Annotated in this window: 16 protein-coding genes; 12 read left to right on the top strand and 4 right to left on the bottom strand. The window is 48.2% G+C overall.

Going from position 1 to position 22,970, the window contains the following annotated elements; translation table 11 throughout:
• Positions 1-24 precede the first annotated feature (24 nt).
• Both ACYVD4_RS25635 and ACYVD4_RS25630 read left to right on the top strand, forming a co-directional pair.
• Positions 25-4,017 carry a hybrid sensor histidine kinase/response regulator transcription factor gene (locus ACYVD4_RS25635; RefSeq protein WP_460950550.1) on the top strand — a complete coding sequence of 1,331 codons (3,993 nt, stop codon included), beginning with the start codon at positions 25-27 and terminating at the stop codon, positions 4,015-4,017.
• A gap of 92 nt (positions 4,018-4,109) precedes the next feature.
• A complete protein-coding gene (locus tag ACYVD4_RS25630; RefSeq protein WP_460950548.1) occupies positions 4,110-10,292 on the top strand; it encodes an FG-GAP-like repeat-containing protein in 6,183 nt (2,060 codons plus the stop codon).
• A gap of 81 nt (positions 10,293-10,373) precedes the next feature.
• On the opposite strand, the gene ACYVD4_RS25625 is transcribed toward ACYVD4_RS25630, so the two are convergent.
• Positions 10,374-10,790 carry a Dabb family protein gene (locus tag ACYVD4_RS25625; RefSeq protein WP_460950547.1) on the bottom strand — a complete coding sequence of 139 codons (417 nt, stop codon included), beginning with the start codon at positions 10,788-10,790 and terminating at the stop codon, positions 10,374-10,376.
• A 91-nt stretch (positions 10,791-10,881) separates the two neighbouring features.
• Positions 10,882-12,102, bottom strand: coding sequence for an NADP-dependent isocitrate dehydrogenase (locus ACYVD4_RS25620; RefSeq protein ID WP_460950546.1), 1,221 nt, complete (start codon positions 12,100-12,102; stop codon positions 10,882-10,884).
• A gap of 238 nt (positions 12,103-12,340) precedes the next feature.
• On the opposite strand from ACYVD4_RS25620, the gene ACYVD4_RS25615 reads away from it, so the two are divergent.
• From ACYVD4_RS25615 to ACYVD4_RS25595, 5 genes are all read left to right on the top strand, one after another.
• On the top strand, positions 12,341-12,781 hold the full coding sequence (locus tag ACYVD4_RS25615) for a hypothetical protein (protein WP_460950545.1): 441 nt from the start codon (positions 12,341-12,343) through the stop codon (positions 12,779-12,781).
• Positions 12,782-12,790: 9 nt separating this feature from the next.
• The gene (locus ACYVD4_RS25610; protein ID WP_460950544.1) at positions 12,791-13,168 is read left to right on the top strand and encodes a helix-turn-helix domain-containing protein; all 378 of its coding nucleotides are present in this window, start codon (positions 12,791-12,793) and stop codon (positions 13,166-13,168) included.
• Positions 13,169-13,223: 55 nt separating this feature from the next.
• Positions 13,224-13,610 (top strand): VOC family protein, encoded by a 387-nt coding sequence (locus ACYVD4_RS25605; RefSeq protein ID WP_460950542.1) that lies wholly within the window; start codon positions 13,224-13,226, stop codon positions 13,608-13,610.
• 215 nt (positions 13,611-13,825) lie between these two features.
• A complete protein-coding gene (locus ACYVD4_RS25600) occupies positions 13,826-14,164 on the top strand; it encodes a PadR family transcriptional regulator (RefSeq protein WP_460950541.1) in 339 nt (112 codons plus the stop codon).
• 3 nt (positions 14,165-14,167) lie between these two features.
• Positions 14,168-16,822, top strand: coding sequence for an ABC transporter permease (locus ACYVD4_RS25595; protein ID WP_460950540.1), 2,655 nt, complete (start codon positions 14,168-14,170; stop codon positions 16,820-16,822).
• 98 nt (positions 16,823-16,920) lie between these two features.
• On the opposite strand, the gene ACYVD4_RS25590 is transcribed toward ACYVD4_RS25595, so the two are convergent.
• Both ACYVD4_RS25590 and ACYVD4_RS25585 read right to left on the bottom strand, forming a co-directional pair.
• Positions 16,921-17,250 (bottom strand): type II toxin-antitoxin system RelE/ParE family toxin, encoded by a 330-nt coding sequence (locus tag ACYVD4_RS25590; protein WP_460950538.1) that lies wholly within the window; start codon positions 17,248-17,250, stop codon positions 16,921-16,923.
• Complete coding sequence (locus ACYVD4_RS25585; RefSeq protein WP_460950537.1) at positions 17,240-17,473, bottom strand: hypothetical protein; 234 nt, start codon at positions 17,471-17,473, stop codon at positions 17,240-17,242. Before ACYVD4_RS25585 ends, ACYVD4_RS25590 begins: the two co-directional genes overlap by 11 nt.
• 384 nt (positions 17,474-17,857) lie before the next feature.
• Between ACYVD4_RS25585 and ACYVD4_RS25580 the strand changes: the two genes are divergently transcribed.
• The 5 genes from ACYVD4_RS25580 (at position 17,858) to ACYVD4_RS25560 (ending at position 22,927) form a co-directional block, all read left to right on the top strand.
• Positions 17,858-18,196 (top strand): PadR family transcriptional regulator, encoded by a 339-nt coding sequence (locus ACYVD4_RS25580; RefSeq protein WP_460950535.1) that lies wholly within the window; start codon positions 17,858-17,860, stop codon positions 18,194-18,196.
• Between the two features lie 104 nt (positions 18,197-18,300).
• On the top strand, positions 18,301-20,922 hold the full coding sequence (locus ACYVD4_RS25575; protein WP_460950533.1) for an ABC transporter permease: 2,622 nt from the start codon (positions 18,301-18,303) through the stop codon (positions 20,920-20,922).
• Positions 20,923-21,270: 348 nt separating this feature from the next.
• Complete coding sequence (locus ACYVD4_RS25570; RefSeq protein ID WP_460950531.1) at positions 21,271-21,630, top strand: glyoxalase superfamily protein; 360 nt, start codon at positions 21,271-21,273, stop codon at positions 21,628-21,630.
• Positions 21,631-21,636: 6 nt separating this feature from the next.
• A complete protein-coding gene (locus ACYVD4_RS25565; protein WP_460950529.1) occupies positions 21,637-22,182 on the top strand; it encodes a DUF6624 domain-containing protein in 546 nt (181 codons plus the stop codon).
• A gap of 103 nt (positions 22,183-22,285) precedes the next feature.
• Positions 22,286-22,927 (top strand): ankyrin repeat domain-containing protein, encoded by a 642-nt coding sequence (locus ACYVD4_RS25560; RefSeq protein WP_460950528.1) that lies wholly within the window; start codon positions 22,286-22,288, stop codon positions 22,925-22,927.
• Positions 22,928-22,970 lie beyond the last annotated feature (43 nt).

The following is a 22,970-nucleotide window of genomic DNA, read 5'->3' as shown; positions in this document are numbered from 1 at the left end:
TCGTTTGACTGATCTATGTCCCTAATGATTTATCGCTGTCGGTTATTGAGTAGTTACCGGACAACAGAGACATTGCGCCAGTTGATATGGTTTCTTCTATTGACATTATCTGCACGTCCGGCCCTTTGGGCGCAATCGTTCAATCTACCCCGTCCCGAATTCATTACGGCCCGCCAAGGTTTGCCACAGGCTTTTGTACCGGCTATTGTTCAGGATAAACAGGGGTTTATCTGGATGGCCACCCGCGATGGGTTGAGCCGCTACGATGGGCATAACTTCAAGGTATTTCAACCTATTCCAGAACGGCCCTCGTTAAGCTCCTCATCAATGGCCGATATCCAGACCGACACGAAAGGGCGAATCTGGATCATGAGCGAAGAAGGCGAAATCGATTTATTTGACCCTGTTCGGGAAACATTCATCAATTTTTCCCGCTTGCCTTTCTTCCGTCGGGCGCTTGGGCATGAACATATCGACAAGTTCTATCCCGACCGTCAGAATCGACTGTGGGTGATACTACGTAACTTAAGGCAGGTTATCTGCATTGATCTGGAAACGAATCATATTCGTCGGTTTCCCTCGATAAAAGCAGCTATAAATGTTCGGCAGGATCGTGACGGCACTACGTGGTTAGCCACTAAAGATCAGCTACTTCGGCAGGATAAACAGACAGGACAGTTCATCCATTGGTTTACCCAACCCGCTACGTATCAGTCGCAACCGGACACCATACGAAACGTTTACATTCGGCCCGATGGCCTTCTGATGCTGGGCACGATTCATCGTCTGACGGTTCTGCATCCACAGCGCGGTTTGTTACACCATATTTCTCTGCCCTCCTATCAAAGCCATTGGAAATACTACTTTGCAACTGACAGCCGTGGCAATACGTTTTTTAACCTCGATACATTGCTGCTACGTTATAATCCTCAACAAGATCAGCAGCGCCTTGAGAAACTACCCGGTTCACGTTTTTGTCGAAGCTTGTTCATTGACCGATCCGACGTGCTGTGGATGGGTACCAACGGGCAAGGCATTCGGAAGTATAATCTGCGCGCTGCGGCATTCGATGCCCAACCCTACAGCAAAGGTTTCCAGACAGATATTGTGACAAGATATCTTAACGTACCAACCGGCCAATTCTCCGGATTTCCCATTCTCTCCTCCCCCTACAAGTTTCGCTATACCTTTGATAAACAAGGCCAACTGTGGTTCAATGCGGGTACTACGCCGTTTCTCCGATTAAACCCTGCCACGAAACAGCTTACACCAATCCCGTTTCCGGTAACGCTCAATCCGAATGAGTTAAATCTAGATCAATCAGCGTCGCTGGCTACCGATCCGAATGGCCGGGTTTGGGCTATTTACGATACGTTAGTGGTTTATCAGGACAATGGTCAATGGAAACGTTTTCCGTTCTCAATTCGGAAACAGGTTGGTTTACCCGCCGTTCAACTCGTTGTTGATCAGCAGGCGCTTTGGCTGGCAACGTTATCCAAAGGGCTTTACCGCGTTGATCGTGCTAGTGGTCAGGTTCGACACTACGCTTCTCAGGCGGGTAACGTAACCTCATTGAGTAGCAACGAGTTAATTGCCTTATTTGACGACCCGCTGGATACGAACCTGTTATGGATTGGTACGTTCGGAAGCGGCCTATGTCGATTCGACAAACGTACTGGACAATCGTTGCGGCTGACCACGCAGAACGGCTTACCCAACAACGTAGTGTATTCGGCTATTCCTGATCATCGGGGCGGAATCTGGGTTGGCACGAATCAGGGGTTGTGCCGGGTTGATCGGCAAACGCTACGTACCCGCACCTATACGCAGGAAGACGGTTTACAGGCCGATGAATTTAACCGATTTCACAATCTGCATTTGCCAGACGACCGAATTATTCTGGGTGGAGTGGATGGTATTACGGCCTTCGATCCGAAACAAATTGGCGAAGACACGTATCAGCCTGATGTTCAGCTAACGGATATTCTGGTCAATAATGGTCCGTTTAAACCTGGTCAGGATTCGCTCACGGTTCAGGCGATGCAAGAACTTGTTTTGCCTCACGATCAGGATTTTGTGACGGTTGGATTTGCGGCCATGCAATATAATCGTCAGACAAAAATTCGGTACCGATACCGGCTGGAAGGGCTAAATGATAACTGGATTTATACAGACCGCCCGGTAGCGGAATATACGGCGCTACGTCCCGGCAGCTACGTTCTCCGGCTGAATGCGTCTAATACGTCGGGGCATTGGAGTTCGCACATACGTACGCTTCATCTAACTATTCAACCGCCCTGGTGGGCAACGTATTGGGCTTACCTCTGCTACGTGCTGCTCTTTCTTGGGATTATGTATGTGTTGGCTCAGCAGTATCGCCGACGAATATTTCTGCAACAATCCGTTGTCTTTAAACAGAAAGAAGCGGCTCACTTGCGCGAAGTCGATGCCATGAAAACGCGCTTTTTCACCAACATCACACACGAGTTTCGCACGCCTTTAACCCTGATTCTGACGCCCGTTGAGCAGATGAAGGAAGAAGACCGACCGAAAAATGACCAGCGACGACTCGATGTGATTGGCCGAAACGCACATCAATTGTTGGGCTTGATCAATCAGTTGCTTGATTTGTCGAAACTGGAATCGGGCAGTTTGTCGGTCAATGAAAGTCAGGGCTCACTGAGCGAATTTATCGGCGAGCGCATCGAGTCATTTAGCGCAGAAGCCGATGCGAAGGATATTCACCTTACGTATCAATCGCAAATTGAGGGTAATTATTGGTTCGACATGGGTAAGCTGGAATGTATTCTGTATAATCTGGTGGCGAATGCACTCAAGTTTACCCCGTCGGGCGGGCGTATTAGTGTTACGTTGACGGAGGGTATTCATCTGGTTGTTTCCGACACGGGTATTGGTATTCCATCTGACAAAATAGAGCATATTTTCGACCGGTTTTATCAGGTCTCGGATACCTCAGATCAGCCGCAAAAAATGGCTTCACCTTCTTTTGATCATTCCGATGAACGTAGTACGTTGCTTGACCGACCCGAGGGTACAGGCATTGGTTTGTCGCTGGTAAACGAACTGGTCAATTTACAAAGTGGGTCAATAAACGTAGTGAGTCAGGTTGGATCGGGCACTACGTTCACCGTGTTTCTGCCTTACCTTGCGGTTACGTCTGCTTTAACGAATCAATCTCCGCCAACGTATCAAAATGAACTACTAATCGATTCAACGACAGACAATAAAACCGATGAAATACCAACCGTATTGCTGGTAGAAGACAATCTCGAATTACTGGAATTTATCGGCAGTAGTTTGCCCGATACGTATCGCATTTATCAGGCTACGAACGGCCAGCAGGGGCTCGAAGAAGCTTTTTCCAGAACGCCCGATTTAATCATCAGCGATGTAATGATGCCGGGTATGGATGGTTTTACACTTTGCCAGAAATTAAAAGAAGATTCGCGAACCAGCCATATTCCCGTTATTTTGCTGACGGCCCGAACCGCTCTCGAAAGTCGATTGCAGGGACTTACGCAGGGAGCCGACGATTACCTCACAAAGCCATTCCATATTCAGGAACTTCGCTTACGGGTTACTAACCTGCTGGAACGCCAGCGTCGATTGCGCGACCAGATCCGAAAAGAGCTGACAAGCCCTGACGCTACGTTACCCGAAACCGATACGTTGGCATCCAATCCATTTCTGGAACAGTTGTATCAACTTCTGGAAACGCATCTGGACGATTCGAGCTTTGGGGTTGAAGAACTGGCCAGCCATGCGAATCTGAGCCGAATGCATCTGCACCGAAAACTGAAAAGTCTGATCGGCTTATCGGCTTCCGATTTTATACGCGCTTACCGACTCAAACGGGCCACTCAGCTACTGGCTGCGGGAGAGCCCATCAGTCAGACGGCTTATGCGGTGGGTTTCGAGAGTCCGGCTTATTTCACCCGGAGTTTCCGTCAGTTTTACGGCATAACTCCCTCCAGCTACGTAGCTAATCATAATTAAACACTGTTTTCCGGGATTTTACCGATAGAGGTTACAATAGGTCAAGCCGATGTTACACCAGTGAAAGTCGACGGACTACTACGTCCCTAGCTTTGAATTCGTGGCTACTCATCGCCACGGGTTTATTACTTATCGCTATGGAACAAACGCTACGTATCCAACGGAAGCACCTTACCCGGTCGCTGTACACTTCTCTGTACCTGATCCTTCAATTAAAAAATCAGTATCTTTTTTTTATTTTAATTGGGTTGTTGGGCATTCAGGTATCCCATGCTCAGGCGCCTACCGTAACGGGCCTAAACCCTGTCCGTAATTTGCGCAATGCCCCTACCAACACCAACGTAGCGGTCAGCTTTAGCCAGCCTATGAGCAGTGGTGCGGCTACGCTGGGAGCCATGCGGGTTTTCAGTGCCCAGCGCGGGGGGCAGCTGCGCAACGGGGTGGGGGGCAGCACCAGTGCCAGCGGCAACACGCTCACGTTTAACCCCACCACCAATTTTCGTCCGGGGGAGACCCTGTTCACCACGATCACCCCGCAGGCTCAGAGTACGGGGGGTAATTCGCTGACGCGGGGTCAAGTCTATCAGTTCACCACCCAGGTGGGTGGCACGGGAGAGGGCAACTTCATCTCTCCCTCCACTAACCCCAACCCGGCTGTGGGCAGTAGGCCTATAAGTATGGCGTTGGGGGATGTAGATGGGGATGGATATCTGGATTTGCTCTCGGCCAATTTTGAAAGTGACAATGTGAGTGTACGGCTCAATGATGGCACAGGCAGCTTTACTACCTCTCCCACCAACCCCAACCCCACCGTGGGTGATGGTCCATATAGTGTGGTGTTGGGGGATGTGGATGGAGATGGGGATCTGGACTTTCTCACCGCCAATCTTTATACTGACAATGTGAGTGTGCGGCTCAACGATGGAACGGGCAACTTTACCCCACCATCCACATCCCCCAACACCACCGTGGGCGATGCCCCCGCCTGTGTGGTGTTGGGGGATGTGGATGGGGATGGGGATTTAGACTTTCTCACCGCCAATAATGATAATACGGTGAGTGTGCGGCTCAATGATGGGACAGGCCGCTTCACCGCCCCCACCACCAACCCCAACCCGGGTGTGAGCATTAGCCCTACTAATGTAGTGCTGGGGGATTTGGATGGAGATGGGGATCTGGACTTGATCTCCTGCAACGGTAGTAACAGTGTGAGTGTGCGGCTCAACGATGGAACAGGCAACTTCACCCCACCATCCACAGCCCCCAACCCCACCGTGGGTACTACTATCCGTAGTGTGGTGTTAGGGGATGTGGATGGGGATGGCGATCTGGACCTGCTCACCGCCAATTTTAATAGTAACAATGTGAGTGTACGGCTTAACAATGGGGTGGGGCGCTTCAACACCTCCCCCTCAATTCCCAACCCCGCCGTGGGCAATGGGCCCACTAGTGTAGTATTGGGGGATGTAGATGGGGACGGCGATCTGGACCTGCTTACCGCCAATACGTCTGGCAACACGGTGAGCGTGCGGCTCAACAATGGCACGGGTAACTTTACCCCTCCCACGACCAACCCCAACCTGGGTGTGGGCAGTTGGCCTTATAGTGTGGTGTTGGGGGATGTAGATGAGGATGGGGATTTGGACTTCTTAAACGTTAATTATATCAACGACAATGTGAGTGTACGACTGAATGGGCTTCCCCCGACTCCTACTATCGCGGGCTTGGCGGCCAGCCCTACTGTTGTCTGCGTCGGTAGCCCTGTTCGGTTTACGGCTACAGTGGGTAACGTAACAGGTACCTACACCTACACACTTTCGAACGGCGAGACGTCGCTAACCGGCGTTGCATCTACGTCTGCGTTTAGTCAGAGTTTAACGGCTGCGGGGTCAGGCCCTCAGAATTTTACGCTCACCGTTCTAAGTAGCAACTTAACCGCCACTACAAGTCTAACGGTGAATAGCCCACCCTCCGTCAGTATCGCAGCTTCGCCCTCTCTGACTATTACTCAAGGCGAATCAACTACGCTCACCGCGTCGGGAGCCGATACGTACCGATGGTCGACGGGGGCGACAAGCGAAGTGATTTCTGCTACTGGCACTGGTTCCTATTCGGTCACCGGCACCAGCGGAGGCTGCTCATCGATAGCCAGTGTGAGTGTTACGGTGAATATACTTCCCCCAAGTATTGCCGATCTATCAGCTACCCCAAATCCAGTCTGTGTGGGTAGGCTCGTCACATTTACGGCTACAGTCGGTAACGTAACAGGTAGCTACGCCTATACACTTACCCAGGGAAGTAACCCCTTATCCGGCACTACGTCCACTACAGCGTTTAGCCAGACACTAACCGCCAGCCTATCTGGTATACAGAATTACACCCTTACCGTAAAGAATAATGATTTAACCACAGTGGCAACAACAAGCCTGACGGTGAGTTCCCCACCCTCGATCACAATCACAGCATTGCCTTCGGCGGTTGTCTTCTCAGGTCAATCCGCCACGCTCACTGCATCGGGAGCCGATTCCTATACTTGGTCAACGGGCGAGACTAGTCCTGCTATTTCTGTCAGTGCTTCGGGGGTTTATACGGTTACGGGCACCAATCAGGCAGGCTGCACTGGCATAAGTTTTGCCGCAGTCACAGTGATTCCTCGCCCTAATTTCCCGCCCCTAGCCCGCAACGACACCTTAAGTGGTACCATTAACACTGCAATCACGGGCAATGTGCTTACCAACGACTTCGATCTGGATGGCAACCCGCTGGTGGCTAGCTCTATAGATCTCCCAGCCCACGGTACCTTATTGCTGAATTCCGATGGCAGCTTTACCTATAATCCGAACGCTAATTTTATCGGTCAAGATCAATTTACCTATCGAGCGTGTGATAATGCAACTCCCCCACTCTGCGCTACAGCCACAGTATATTTAAACGTTCAGGCGGTTGCTCCTGCATTGGCTGGTTTCACGGCAAATACGGGCACTGTCTGTGTGGGAAGTTCAATTACGTTCACCGCACAAATCGGGAACGTAACGGGTAGTTATAATTATACGCTTACCAATGGCAACAGCAACACAACAGGCACTACATCGGTCACAGCCTTCAGTCAATCGCTCGTAGCCAATGGCTCAGGTATTCAGAGCTTTACGCTAACCGTAGTGAGTAATGGCCTATCCAGTTCCGCCACTACCTCCGTTACCATCAATAATCTGCCCATACCTACTCTTTCGGCCAGTTCGGGAGGGACACTTACCTGCGCTCAGTCTTCGCTAACGCTCACGGCGGGTGGCGGTAGTCAATACGTTTTCGGTGGACCGGGAATTCTCAGCCAGAACAGTATTTCGGGTACGGCGGAGGTCAACGTAGCGGGTTTATACTCAGTAACCGTCACTACGTCGGGTTGTTCCAGCACTACTACGTTAACGATTATTCAGGATAATAATGTGCCTTCGGTAATCATTACTCCAGGTTCCGCTACGTTGAGTTGTGCTACGTCTTCGGTAAGTCTGAGTGCGGTAGGCAGTGGTACGTATCGTTGGAGCACCGGAGCCTTGACGCAAGCCATTAGTGCTACGTCGGCAGCCACTTATTCGGTGACACTGACCGCAGCTAATGGCTGTACGGCAACGGCTTCGGCGCAGGTATTCCAAGATAATTCGGTGCCAACGGTAAGTATCAGCCCAGTCAGTGCTATGTTGACCTGTACAACCTTGTCGGTAAGTCTGAGTGCGGCAGGCACGGGTACATACCGCTGGAATACCGGTGAGATTACCCAGAGCATTTCTGCCACAATAGCTGGTACGTACTCGGTGACATTGACAGCAACAAACAATTGCACCACATCAGCCAGCGTCGTCGTGAGTCAGGATAACAATTCACCTGTCGTTACGATAAACCCTGGTAATGCTACGTTGAGTTGCGTCAACCCGTCGGTTAGTCTGAGTGCTGTTGGGAGTGGAACGTATCGCTGGAGTACGGGCGCAACAACGCAAGTGATTTCGATTACAGCAGCCGGTACGTATTCCGTTACTCTGACAGCGCCTAACGGCTGCACCGCCACCGCGAGTATTGTCATTACGCAGGATAATTCGGCACCTACCGTCAGTATTTCGGCTAATCCTTCACTGACTATTACTTCAGGTCAGACCACTACGTTAACCGCTAATGGCGCCAATTCGTATTTATGGAATACTAACGCTGCTACGTCTGCTATTGTGGTCAACGCATCGGGGGTTTATTCGGTAACTGGCACTACGGGTAGTTGTCAGCGTGTGGCTTCTGTTACCGTTGTTCAGCCTGTTTCGAATGCGCCTTTTGCCATCACGGCTGTTACAACCAACACCTGTCAACAGATTGCCAGCAACCGTTATGTCATCAGTTTCACCCCTCAATACAGCGGGCTTACGGGTCAGCCAGTTAGCTTCTCCGTTGTTAATGAGCTATTTCCCACAACCGCACCGGGTCCTTACACACTGCAACTTTACGACGATAATTCAACGATTATTCTAAAAGCGCAACAGACTGGCACGCCGGGCGAAGTTTCGTTTACCTACAACTGGCTAGCCAATTGCCAAAGTCCGCAGCCCAACACACCGCCCCGCGTGAACCAACCACTGACCGACCAGACGGCCCGTGTGGGCGAAGGTTTTGGCTATACGATCCCGCAAACGACATTTACCGATAATGAATCGCCCCATAGTCTGGTGCTCACCATTTCAGGGCTCCCGGCCGGATTGAATTTCAGTCCACCAACTCAGATTGGCGGGGTACCCAGCATGAGTGGCGTAAGCAGTGTAACCGTAACCGCTACCGATCCACAGGGATTGAGCGTAAGCACCCATTTCCTGCTGACGGTAGTCGAGCCAACAGCAACCAATACACCGCCAACGCTGGTTAATCCAATACCGAATCAGGTAGCCATTCAGGGCCAGCCATATGGGTTAAATGTAAATGCTACGTTTACCGATGCGCAAACGCCAAATGCGCTAACTCTGACGGCTAGTGGCTTACCGACTGGGTTAAATCTGGTTGGTACGACCATAACGGGAACGCCTTCCCTCAGCGGTACGTCGACCATTACGTTACAGGCAACCGATCCGGGAGGGCTTAGTGCCAGCACACAGTTTGCTTTACTAATCCAGCCAACGTCGGTAACGGCCAGCGCGCCCTTTGCCATTACCGCAGTAAACCCGCTCTTTTGTACTCAAATTGCTAACAATCGCTACGAAATAAGTTTTCAGCCTCGTTATTCGGGCCAGAATGGCCAACCGCTCAATTTCTGGGTTGTGAACGAGTTATTTCCAACGACAGCGCCGGGGCCCTATTCATTACAACTGTATAACGACAATCCGACCATTGTGCTGAAGGCGAAACAGGAGGGTAGCCCAAATGAAGCTTCGTTTACCTACAACTGGCTAGCCAATTGCCAAAGCCCGCAGCCCAACACACCGCCCCGCGTGAACCAACCACTGACCGACCAGACGGCCCGTGTGGGCGAAGGCTTTGGCTATACGATCCCGCAAACGACATTTACCGATAATGAATCGCCCCATAGTCTGGTGCTCACCATTTCAGGGCTCCCGGCCGGATTGAATTTCAGTCCACCAACTCAGATTGGCGGAGTACCCAGCATGAGTGGCGTAAGCAGTGTAACCGTAACCGCTACCGATCCACAGGGATTGAGTGTAAGCACTACGTTTACACTGACCGTACAACCTGCCAATATTCCTTCTGCTACGTTTACCATTACGGGGGTTCAAACACTGAGTTGCTTAAGTGTAGGTCCTAATCGGCAGTCGATACGTTTTCAGCCGCAGTACGTTGGATTAACGGGCGAGCCGGTGAGTTTTTCGGTGGTGAACGAGCTACTGCCTACTACGTTGCCGGGGCCTTATACGTTGGAATTGTACAACGATAATGCCACCATCCAGCTACGCGCCCAGCAGGGAAATCAGATGGCTAGTTATGCCTACAATTGGCTGGCGGGATGTGGTAGTCCACGGCAGGGAATCGCTGAACGTAGCACGGATTTGCAGGTCAGCATATTGGGCAATCCAATTGAAGGCGAATTTGTAGATATTGAAATCGAAGGAGCTTTGGCGCTACCGCTTCAACTGAGCGTAACGAACCTGAACGGGCAACCACTGCATCAAACTCGTCTTGAAAATGTAGCAGATAAGGAGCGCGTACGAGTCCCGATTACCAACAAAGGAGTATTCTTACTGCAAGTCAGCACGCCCACACAACGCCGGGAGATTCGGCTAATTAAGCAGTGATATAAAAGCGATAACAACAAACGCCATCAGGTATGCTGATGGCGTTTGTTGTACTATTCTGAAGGCAGTATCGCATTGTTATTATTTCGCCTGATTCGTGAAATCGACTACGGTCACGTCAGCTAGCCAAGGGCCAACAATTTTACCAAAAGCTGCGTGGTCAGGATGCGGCAAATAGGCATCGCGGTCTTTTTCGGAATCGAACGTCAGAATAAACGCGTGCGTCAAACCATGCGCGTGTTTTTCGGGACTATTGTTGGTACCCCACTGAAAGCCTTTGATCTGGCTGATTTTTGACGGGAGTGCTTCAAAAGCCATCAAAATTTCTTTTACTTTTTCGGGCGTAGTTTCTGGTTTGAACTTAAACAGCACAATATGCTGAACAACATTTGCTTTCATTTTTTTCTTGGTAGGAGGTTCGTTAGTTAACGAGTTGGCTTGCGTGGTTGTGACAAATGACAACAGGGCCAGTATCACGCCCAGAACGATCTTTTTCATGTTATTCAATAAGGTTTACAGGGAAAAGAAAATAAACGTGCCACCCTACTTTGTAAGGTGGCACGTCTTATAAACAAACGCAAGCAATTACTTAAGCAAGTTTTGCTTTCAGGTTTTCATCTAGTGCTTCGAGGAAATCTTCGGTATACAGGTAATGTTCACCCGCTACCAGATTCGTATCGTTCGAGAAAGCCGACAAAGCCAGATCTTTGGTCATTTTGCCGCTTTCAACCGTTTCTACGCAAACCTGTTCCAACGTATTGGCGAAGTCGATCAGCGCCTGATTACCATCGAGTTTACCCCGGAAAGCCAGACCGCGTGTCCACGCATAAATCGAAGCAATTGGGTTGGTCGAGGTTTTGTTACCTTTCTGGTGTTCGCGGTAGTGGCGCGTTACGGTTCCGTGAGCCGCTTCAGCTTCCATCGTGCCTCCGTCTGGCGTAACCAGTACCGACGTCATCAGACCCAGCGAACCAAAGCCTTGTGCTACGGTGTCCGACTGAACGTCGCCATCGTAGTTTTTGCAGGCCCATACGAAGTTACCGTTCCATTTCAGTGCAGAAGCCACCATGTCATCGATCAAACGGTGTTCGTAATGAACGCCTTTCGCCTTGAACTGGCCTTCGTAAACTTCCTGAAAAATATCTTTGAAACGACCGTCGTATTTTTTCAGGATCGTGTTTTTGGTCGACAGATAGAGCGGCCATCCTTTTTGCAGCGCCATGTTGAAACACGCCAACGCAAAGCCACGAATCGACTCATCGACGTTGTACATACCCATTGCTACGCCCGGACCTTTGAAGTTGAACACTTCATACTCCTGCACCGTACCGTCTTCGCCTTCGAACTTCATGGTCAGTTTACCTTTGCCAGGAACCAAGAAATCCGTAGCCCGATACTGATCGCCAAACGCGTGACGGCCAACGATGATCGGGGCAGTCCAGTTCGTTACCAGACGTGGTACGTTGTTCATTACGATAGGCTCACGGAATACTGTACCGTCCAGAATGTTCCGGATCGTACCATTCGGCGATTTCCACATCTGCTTGAGGTTGAACTCTTTAACGCGATCTTCATCGGGCGTAATGGTAGCACATTTGATACCTACACCGTATTGTTTGATAGCGTTGGCCGCGTCGATCGTTACCTGATCGTCGGTTTCGTCGCGATATTCAATGCCGAGGTCGTAGTATTTAATATCAACGTCAACGTAGGGAAGAATCAGTTTGTCTTTGATGAATTTCCAGATGATACGGGTCATTTCGTCGCCATCCAGTTCGACAACCGGATTCGCTACCTTAATTTTTTCCATTTGACTTGTTTATAAACGATTGAAACAATACGAAAACTTGGCAGAAAAGCCTACGTGGTGCAAAAGTACGGAAAAGTGAATGAATGCGGTACGTAAGATTTATCTATAAACATTACCGCCTGATAAACAAAACTTTAAGACAGGTTTTAGCTACCTATTCATAACCGAACTTCTAAACACCGCTTTACCCAGTTAGTTATCTCAAAGAAGAATCCACAAATAAATACGTATCAACACGATGAAAACAGCAACGTTAACAATTCTTTTCTGTACAATTCTCACTACGTTTGCCAACGCCCAGATGAAAGTTGCCAACTTTTCTTACGGCGAACCGGGCACTGATAAATACGAACAACTAAGTTTTTGGGCCAAAAACGGACAGCGGGCAGAAATTCGCTATACCTACGGCAAAGATCGAAAAGAAACCACGTTAACGTATCTAGGGAAATCGCCAAAGGCAAAAGGCAGTGGTTTTAACGTTCAATTTCCTAACAACTACGTTCTTTATGTAGCACCTGTAGGCAACAAACTTCGCCTAGTCGATGCGCAGGCAACGTATCAAAAAACCTTTGCCTGGGAGTATGAAGGTCCGGTAAATGGTATCGGTACGTTCTGCAATGTCTGCGCGCAAGACGATAAAGAAGCGATGCAACTCGTTCGGACGTATTATTTAAGGTAATTGGCTCTCATGACTTTTTACGAGCAACAGGTTTTAAAAATCCGGTTTGAACATTACCCAAACACGTATCAGGTAAGACGGGTAGTACAGGCCAAACTATTTATCGACAGCGATCTCTCAGCCGCGATCAATCTGACGACAATTGCCGCTGAAGCATCGCTGTCGAAATTCCATTTTCTACGCTTGTTCAAGAAATGCTACGGTCGTACTCCGCATCAATACCGCACCGAACAACGACTTATAAAAGCAAAGCGGTTAGTAGAAATCGGTTTTTCGACCAGTGAAATCTGCTACGCACTCAATTTTGGCAGTATCACTACGTTCATCGGTCTGTTCAAAAAATACACCGGATATACGCCTTCTGCTTATTCAAAAAAGCAATTTTGAAGAGTTCGTTTTCGTCCGTTCGGCAGACCTTTGTCGGGTAATAACGGAACGTTTCATGAAAATCAAGCTGTTGAGCGTATTGGTCGATGACCAGAATAAAGCGCTGGCCTTTTATACGGACATATTAGGCTTTATCAAAAAAACGGAGATACCACTGGGCGAACATAAATGGCTCACAGTGGTGTCGCCCGAAGAACAGGACGGCACCGAAATCGTGCTTGAGCCAATGGGTTTCCCGCCCGCTCAAACGTATCAGAAAGCCCTCTTCGATGCGGGAATTCCGATAGCCGCTTTTCAGGTCGATGATATTAAGCAGGAAGTAGACCGGTTAACGAAGCTGGGCGTTACGTTCAGTATGCCACCTACTCCGATGGGGGCTGTAACATTGGCGGTTTTAAACGATACCTGCGGCAATAATATTCAGTTGTATCAGGTGAGCTGACGTAGCATCGGGCAACTAATTTTTCAGGTAATAGGGAGGACGTAGCGTAATGCTACGTCTTTTTTATTTCGTCCGGCTTTGAACAATCGTTGTACGATTTCGGACAGACCATTTTGTCAAAAACCGCCCTCAATTGATGGAAACGGGTATTTTCAAATTTGGCAGGGGATTTGTTTTGCAAAATTACAACTAATCATTTTTGGTAACCGATACGTATGCGAAGGTCTTTTTTAGGCGAGTTTGAAGAGATTGTTCTGCTGGTAGTTGCCGCCTGTCCGGCCGAAGCTTATGGCGTTATGATCTGGGAAGATATTCAGCAGCAAACGGGTCGATCTATCACGATGAGCGCCGTTCATGCTACGTTGTATCGACTGGAGGAGAAAGGATTTCTGAGTTCAACCATGGGCGGAGCTACCGCTGAGCGAGGAGGTCGCCGGAAGCGTTTTTTTACGTTAACGGCCTTAGGCGTTCGGGCGTTGAACGATATTCAGGAAGTTCGAAGCCGACTCTGGCAGGCCATTCCACCGGGAAAATTTCAACTGATTGGCGGGTAAATTATGAAAAAACAATCGACTCCACCCCGCTGGGCCGACTGGCTTTTAGAAGTCTTTGTGGCCCCTCCCCTACGCGAAGACGTACAGGGCGATTTGCATGAAGTATTTTATAAACAGGTCGATCAGATTGGCTCGCGGAAAGCTCGTCGGGAATTTATCTGGGCAGTGCTCCACTACGTAAATCCTTACTTTTTCAAAGCGCGCCAACGTAACAACAAGTCTTCTGAATACCCATCTCCCTCATTCTTACATCCTGCTATGCTACGTAATTATCTGACCATCGCGCTTCGAACGCTCGCTCACAACAAGGCGTATTCTATCATCAACGTAGTGGGTCTGAGTATCGGTCTGGCGGCTGCGATGCTGATCATGCTCTATACCAAAGACGAGGTTAGCTACGACCGTTTTCATGCCAACAACCCAAATCTGTATCGTATCACAAGCCGTGACATTACACCCGGCGATCAGAAGGCAAACTACAACACAAACACAGGTATTTTTCAGGGTCCAAAATTCACGGCGGGCACCCCTGATATTCAGTCGTTTGTCCGTTTCAAAACCGATATGTTTGATATCAAGCAGGGCAACGAAGTAAAGAGTCAGGAAATGTTCGCGGCTGATCCCGATTTCTTCCAACTGTTCAGTTTCTCATTGCTGAGCGGTAATCCTAAAACAGCGTTGGCTCGCCCAAAATCGGTGGTTATTTCAGAAGAAATGGCCGAAAAACAATTCGGCACAACCAATGCGCTTGGTAAAATTATGCTCATTAGAAACAAAGAGCAGTTTGAGCCTTTTACCGTAACTGGCGTGTCGGCGAAATGCCCGCAGAATTCGTCCATAAAATTCGACGTACTGATACCAATGGTTGTGTCGAACGAAGAATTTGCCCAAAACGATAACTGGTTTTCTGTTTTTCTGAACACATTCGTACTGGTACGGCCCGACGCTAATATCAAGGCGGTTGAGGCTACGATGAATCGAATTTATCAATCCGATGCCAAAAACACGATTGTGGAAATGGCGAAAAAATTCGGTATCAAAAGTAAAACGATCTATTCACTCCAGCCGATTACCGACATGCACCTAAGCACGGATTTACCCGTGAATAACGGGCTGGTAGACGAAAGCAATCCTACGTTTTCTTACATTTTGTCGGGTATTGCGCTGTTCGTATTGCTGATTGCGTGCATCAATTTTGTCAATCTTACCGTGGCCCGTTCATTGAAACGGGCTAAGGAAATTGGCGTTCGAAAAGTGGTTGGTGGCGGTAGAACGCAGCTCATTATTCAGTTTTTAGGCGAGTCGTTTCTGCTTTGTTTTATGGCGTTTTCGCTGGCAATTCTATTGCTGCTCCTGGTCTTACCCACGTTCAATCAACTTGCCAACAAAGCCCTTTCTTTCACGTATCTGCTTGATATAAAATTAATTATCGGCTACATCGGTTTGTTTATCGCAACGGGTTTACTGGCCGGATTTTATCCCGCTATTATTCTGTCTGGATTTAGCCCGGTGCAGAGTCTGTACAATCGATTCCGGTTTGCGGGAAAGAATTACCTGCAACGAGGGCTGGTTATTTTGCAGTTTTCGCTGGCTTCGTTTCTGATTGTTGCTACGTTGACCATCAATTCGCAATTCAACTACCTGACAACGAAGAACTTGGGTTATGACGACAGTAATCTGGTAGCGGTGCATAAATCAGATATGAAACGTAGTGACGTGCGTTTGCTCAAAAATGAACTTATGAAATCCCAAATCATTCTCGACGTAGCGCCCAAGAATGGGGGTTTCTGGGGAACGGTAGCAAAAGTTAATGGCGACAAGCAACTTTCCTTTGCCTATGAAACCGTTAATGAAACCTTCCTGCCGCTGTTTAAGATTCCCGTTCTGGCCGGTCGCAACTTCTCGCCCGATTTCCCCAGCGATTCGACACAGTCTGTATTGGTAAACGAAAGCTTTGTGAAAGAAGCCGGCTGGAAAAATCCGATTGGTCAGGAGGTAAACTTCTTTGCTTACGAAACCCCGGAAAAATACAAGGTCATCGGTGTGGTAAAAGATTATCACTTTCAGGCCTTGAATCAAAAAATCCGGTCGCAATTGTTTACAATGAAACCGAAAAACAACTACGGTAAAGTATTCATCAAAATAAAGCCCAATACCGAAACCGAAAGTCTTAAGACTATTGAGCGAACCTTCAAAAAATTATTTCCGATCAGTCCGTATTCGTATAGCTTCCTGGATCAAGACAACCTGAAAAAATACGAATCAGAAGCAAAGTGGAAGCAAATTATGCTGTTCGGTGCCATCCTGACCATTTTCATCTCCTGCATCGGACTTTTTGGTCTTGCTACGTTATCAGCCGAGCGACGTACCAAAGAAATTGGCATTCGGAAAGTGCTGGGCGCATCGACGTCAAGCATTGTCCAGTTATTATCCTCGGATTTTCTGCGGCTGGTTGCCTTCTCGTTCCTAGTTGCTTTCCCAATTGCATACTACGCCATCGACAAATGGCTTGAAAATTATCCGTATCGCATCGACATCAGCGTCTGGGTGTTCATTGCAACGGCTTCGCTGGCAATTATCATTGCTTTTTTCACTGTCAGTTTTCAGTCCGTCCGGGCCGCAATATCGAATCCGGTTAAAAGTTTGCGGAGTGAATAATACCGTCCCCGTAGAGACAAGGCATGCCTTGTCTCTACAAATGCAGATACCTATCATAGCATACCCGTCTATTACCGAATACATTTCCCCAAACATGACTACTCCTCCAGCATGTTCAGTAACGTATCTAGTTCGTCATCGGCAATCGTGCTACGTTCTGATTTATCGTAAATGAAAGAAAGCGTAATCGTTTCATTAATAATCTTGACGTAGGTAATGACTCTGGCGCCACCTGATTTGCCCGTACGTTTCGATGTAATTTTAAGACGAACTTTATAAAAGTTACCACCCAATGATTTTCCCAGTGTCGGATTCTCCATTAACTCCTCACCAAGTTGGGCCAGATCAGTTTTTATGGATGGGTATTTCTTTGCTAGCCTTTTCAACTGCTTATCGAAAATCGATAACGTCAGAACTTTATAGCTCATTTAGCAAATCGGCAAGGGGGCGGGCTTTTTTCTGGCCTTTTTCTACTTCTTTCAACTCCTGAATCGCTTCTTTCAACTCCGTAATAAGCTGTTCTTTCGTTGGTTCTTCAACTTCGTATTGTGCCAATCCGGCGTAACGCTTTTTAAGCTGCTTCCAATCCTGCATCGGAATAAAAACGCCTGTTGGATTCCCTTTGCTATCGTGAATAACTTGCAGATTCATACAGATTCTCTTTTCTCAAAAGTAGACGGAAATAGGCATCTTGTCAAGCCACCAAAAACGAAAGCCAGACGACGCTAAGTCACCTGGCTTTTTTGTTCGCTGGATAAAGCAATTTACTAAAACTAAAGCAGATACCTTTCACAGCATCCCTCTCTATCAGCGAATACACCTACATAACTTCCGACAGATACAATTGTTTATAAATCATAAAAATTTTTCATTTTTTTTCACGCTACGTTGTCCGACCAAGGACAGAAGTTGTCCATTTGCGGACAAACGTATTGCATCACTACGTAGTAAAATAGGCCATCAGAATCAATACGTAAGGTTTTCAGGATTTGGCAATGGATTTGTACGATAAAATATAAACTAATACCTGAACCTATGCGTCGGACGTATCTGGGCGAGTTTGAAGAAGTGGTTTTGCTGATGGTTGCTATTCTGGATGGCGAAGGCTATGGCGTTACGGTCAGTCAGGCATTGGAAGAGCATACCGGGCGTATCGTTACGTTCGGCACGGTGCATAACACGCTGATTCGGCTGGAAGAGAAGGGATTCGTGAAATCAGAACTGGGTGGCGCTACAGCCGAACGCGGTGGCCGACGCAAGCGTCTGTTTCGGATTACGGCGCTGGGCAATCGGGCACTTCAGGAAATCCAGCAACTTCGTCAGGATCTCTGGCAATTGTTACCACCCAATACACTTCGGCTCGGCGGAGTATAGATGTAAATGAATAGTGGGTAACGAAAAATGTATAACGATTCTATGAGAACATTCCCCCCCCCCTTACGCCCTCATTCTTCACTATCCATTGATCATTATTCATTATGAATCCTCCCCGCTGGGCACATTGGCTCTTAACCCATCTGCATCCCAACAATACGTTGGAGGAAGTGGAAGGCGATCTGGACGAACTCTATACGTACTGGTATGAGCGAGCGGGCAAAACGCAGGCAACGCTACGTTATCTGCTCAACGTAGCGTCGGTGCTGCCACCCTTTGTGCGAAAACGAACACAAGCTAAACAACAATACGAACAACCCTCTTATTTACAACCTGCTATGCTACGTAATTATGTAAAAATCGCTTTTCGGAATCTGCAACGTAACAAAGGGTATACCCTGATCAATGTGCTGGGGCTTGCCCTGAGTATTACCTGTGGTATCCTCATTTTTACACTCGTGAATCACCACCTGAGTTTCGATAATTTCCACGCCAATTCCGACCGGATTTATCGGATGGTTACCGAAATGCACCGCGACAATATTGGTTATAATAACAACGTACCATCGCCACTTGGTAAGCATTTTCGGAATGACTATACATTCGGCGAAAAGGTAGGCCGGATTATTCATATCGACGACCCGCTGATTACGTTGAAAGAGGGCAGCTACGTAAAAAAGATCAAGGAAGAGCAGGGACTGGCCTTTACCGAACCTGAATACTTCGATATTTTCAACTTTCCGATGCTCGACGGTACTGCCAAAAACGCTCTTAGTGAGCCGAATACGGCTATTCTGACCGAGCGTATCGCGAAAAAGTATTTTGGCGACGAAAACCCAATCGGCAAATCGTTCTGGCTCAATAACCGAATCAGTTTCCGGGTTACTGGTCTTCTGAAAAATCTACCGGCCAACACCGAACAGAAAGCCGAAATCTTTGTATCGTTTCCAACGCTGAAAACCTACGACCCCTGGCTAGCGCATGATACCGATGGCTGGAATGGTATTCGTGATGGCGTATCGTGCTACGTGCTGCTACGTCCGTCCGTTTCACCCGCTCAGGTCGAAAGCGTGTTACCGGTTTATGTCAAAAAATACCGCCCGACCAGCAAAAACGTACACCATTACAAACTACAACCCCTCTCCGAAGTGCATTTTGACGCTCGTTTTGGGGGTGCTATGGAGAAAAAGAATCTGTGGGTTCTGGCTATTATTGGCCTATTCCTACTCATTACAGCTTGCGTCAATTTTATCAATCTGGCTACGGCGCAGGCTCTGAAACGCTCAAAAGAAGTGGGGGTTCGGAAAGTGCTGGGTGGCGTAAAAGGGCAACTTTTCTGGCAATTCATTTCCGAAACGGCCATTATTACGTCAATCGGGATTGTGGTTGCGTTGGGATTGGCTTACCTGCTTCTGCCCGCTGTTAACGGATTTTTCCAGTCGCAGATGAGTATCAATTTATTCGCCGACAGTCGGGTGGCTCTCTTCATCGCTGGTCTTGGTCTGATCATTACGTTTTTTGCGGGCTCTTATCCGGGGCTTATTCTGGCTGGTTTTCAGCCTGTTGTTGCCCTGAAAGGAAAACTATCGCATCAAAACGTGGGCGGTTTCAATACGCGCCGGACGCTGATTGTTACTCAGTTTGCTATTTCGCAGGTACTTATTATTGGTATGCTGGTCATTATGAGCCAGATGCGCTACGCTCAACAGGCTGATTTAGGTTTTGATAAAGATGCTATTGTAATGGTTCCGGCGGGTAATGATTCGACACGTAGCAAAATGAATACGCTCAAAAATGAGCTGCTACGTATCAACGGCGTCGAGAAAGTTTCGCTTTGTTTTGCGGCACCTGCCTCTAATAATGGTTGGGGCAATTTTGTGAAGGTCGATAATGAAGAAACGAACTTCAGAACGAGCATCAAATCGGCCGATGACCAGTATCTGTCTACGTTTGGTCTGGAACTGGCTGCGGGCAAAAATCTTTTTCCAGCCGACAGTGTTCGAGAGTTTTTAGTCAACGAAACCTTCCTCCGAAAACTCAATCTCAACCCCAAACAGGCTATTGGAAAAATCATTGTAGCCAATGGTGGAAGCATGGTAGCGCCCATTGTTGGCGTGGTCAAAGATTTCCACGACTTATCGATGCATCAGGAAATCAGCCCCATTGTTATCACAACCTATCGGGAAGATTATACCGATTATGCCATAAAACTGAACGTAGCGCAGGCTAAAACCACGCTGGCAGCTATCGAAGAAGCCTGGCTACAGCAGCACCCCGACCAACTGTTCGAGTATCAGTTTCTAGACAAAAGCATTGCGCAGTTCTACGAAACCGAAGAGCGGATGCTGCAACTGGTTCAGTTCTTTTCGCTGATTGCCATTTTCATCGGCTGTCTCGGCCTATATGGTTTGGTATCGTTTATGGCAGCTCAGAAAACAAAGGAAATTGGTATTCGAAAAGTATTGGGAAGCAGTTTCGCACAGATTCTCTGGATATTCGGTAAGGAGTTTTCACGCCTGATTGTCATCGCTTTTCTGCTTGCCGCGCCAGTAGCCTGGTACGCCATGAATATCTGGTTGCAAGGCTTCCAGTTTCACATCGAAATCGGTGCCGAAATCTTTATCATAGCGATTAGTGCTACGTTATTCATTGCCACCTTAACTGTTGCTTATCAAGCTATTAAAGCCGCAATGGTGAACCCAATTCGTTCACTACGTTCGGAGTAGTATAAGGCTTGTGGCAAAGGGAATTGCGCATGGATTGCGGGGCTGGCATGGAATAATCCCTGCTACTCTCCTTGCCATCCATGCGCATAGCACCCTGCCCCAAGCCCAAAAAAACGAAAGCCAGACGACGTGAAGTCACCTGGCTTTCGTTTTTTTTGTTCGCTGGCTAGATTGATTCAACTGGAAAAATGGATGCCTTTTATAGCATCTCTATCTATCAGCGACTCACATTCATAGAACTACACCGATTCAGAAGTGTTTACAGATTGTATTTTTTTGTTTTCATCCAGAACGTAAAAAGATTATGGCCTTTGCCGTTTAGTATTGCGCGCACTAACGGCCAAAACCATGAAACTGGAAAAAACTGCACCAGTTCTATACGTATCAGATATCAGCCGCAGCCTGACGTATTACACTGAAATTCTGGGTTTTGACGAAAAATGGGAGTGGGAATCTCCAGCTACGTTTGGGGGTGTAGAAAAAGACGGCGTGGAAATTTTCTTCAGTCCGGATGGACACTCCAGAGCCTGGATTTGCCTGATTGTGGATGATGTAGACGCTTATTATAAAACCATTGTCGCTAAAGGAGCCACCATCGTAGCTCCCCCCAAAAACCATCCATGGAACATGCGGGAAATGTACATCAACGACCCAGACGGCCATCTTCTCTGTTTCGGCCATCGAATTGACTGTGAACAAACTGACTAAATCAGGATGAAAAACATAGCCAAGGAAATTATTCAGATGGCCAAGACTGATTTAGCCGTTCGGGAGCGATTGCTATCCGAGGGAAAACTGTTTGAGGGCTATCATCCCGAAATGGAATCGGTTCACCGTACCAATGCGGCCCGACTTCGCGAAATCATTACGTTAATCGGCTGGCCAACCCGCTCTAAAGTTGGCGAAGAAGCCAGTGAAGCCGCCTGGCTCATTGTGCAGCATTCCATTGGCGAGGCTTCGTTTATGCGTGATTGCTACGTATTGATGCAGGACGTAGCAGGCGACATCAACCCGCATAATCTGGCTTATCTCTACGACCGTATCTGCTATTTCGAAGGTCGCCCGCAACGCTACGGTACGCAATACGACGTTCCCGAACGCATGTATCCCGTCGAAAATAAGCACGTAGTGAACCATCTTCGCGAAGAATTGGGAATGACCCCTGTGCCGGAGGAACGTATTGTGGAGCAGAATTCTGGTAATTCACCCATCAATTCGGCTCCTGACGAATGGCGTCGGAAAGCGGGCTGGATAAATTAAATCGGCAGCCCTCACCAGAAAGTTTGTATAACGTAAAAAGGTTACGTTTTGAGGCACGTACTATTGCAGTGCATTCCTGCAAACAGTAAACAACTCATAAACTATGACGCTACGTAAACTCATTGCCAGCAAAGACGTTGGTGCCATCGAACAGGCACTCAAGCAAAATCCGGCACTCGCCAACGAAGGCCTTCCCTACGACGACCACAACACCGCCAAAGCCCACCCGCTTCACCGAATCTGCGACGACGTGTTCAGCAAAATTTATTCAGACGATGAAGCAGTTGAGCTAGCTACTCTCTTTCTGGATTATGGTGCGAACGTCGATGGTGGTCAGTTGGTTAACAATCACGATACGCCCCTGGTAGCGGCTGCGAGTTTACAAGCAGAAAAAGTCGGTATGCTGTACATCGAAAAAGGTGCTGCGATTAACCATCCGGGCTGCAACGGTGGAACGGCTTTGCATTGGGCCGCCTGGACGGGTCGGGATAAACTCGTAGAGCGACTAATTGAAGCCGGGGCCGACATCCATAAACGTTGTACCGAGTTCCAAAGCACACCCCTTTTATGGGCAGTTCACGGGCATAAATTTGGCGGCCCCGATAATCAACACAACCAGACCCAATGTGTGCGTTTGCTACTCAACGCTGGCGCAGATAAAGATACGCCCAACAAAGAAGGTACCGCTCCAATTGCCTTCCTGACCGAACAGGACACTGAGCTACGGGCACTGTTGCAGAGCTAATAAGCACCTACATAAATACTGACAGCCAGGCAAACCGTTCTAC

It is taken from the genome of Spirosoma daeguense (genome assembly GCF_054776875.1).
This window is presented reverse-complemented; position numbering and strand designations above follow the sequence as displayed.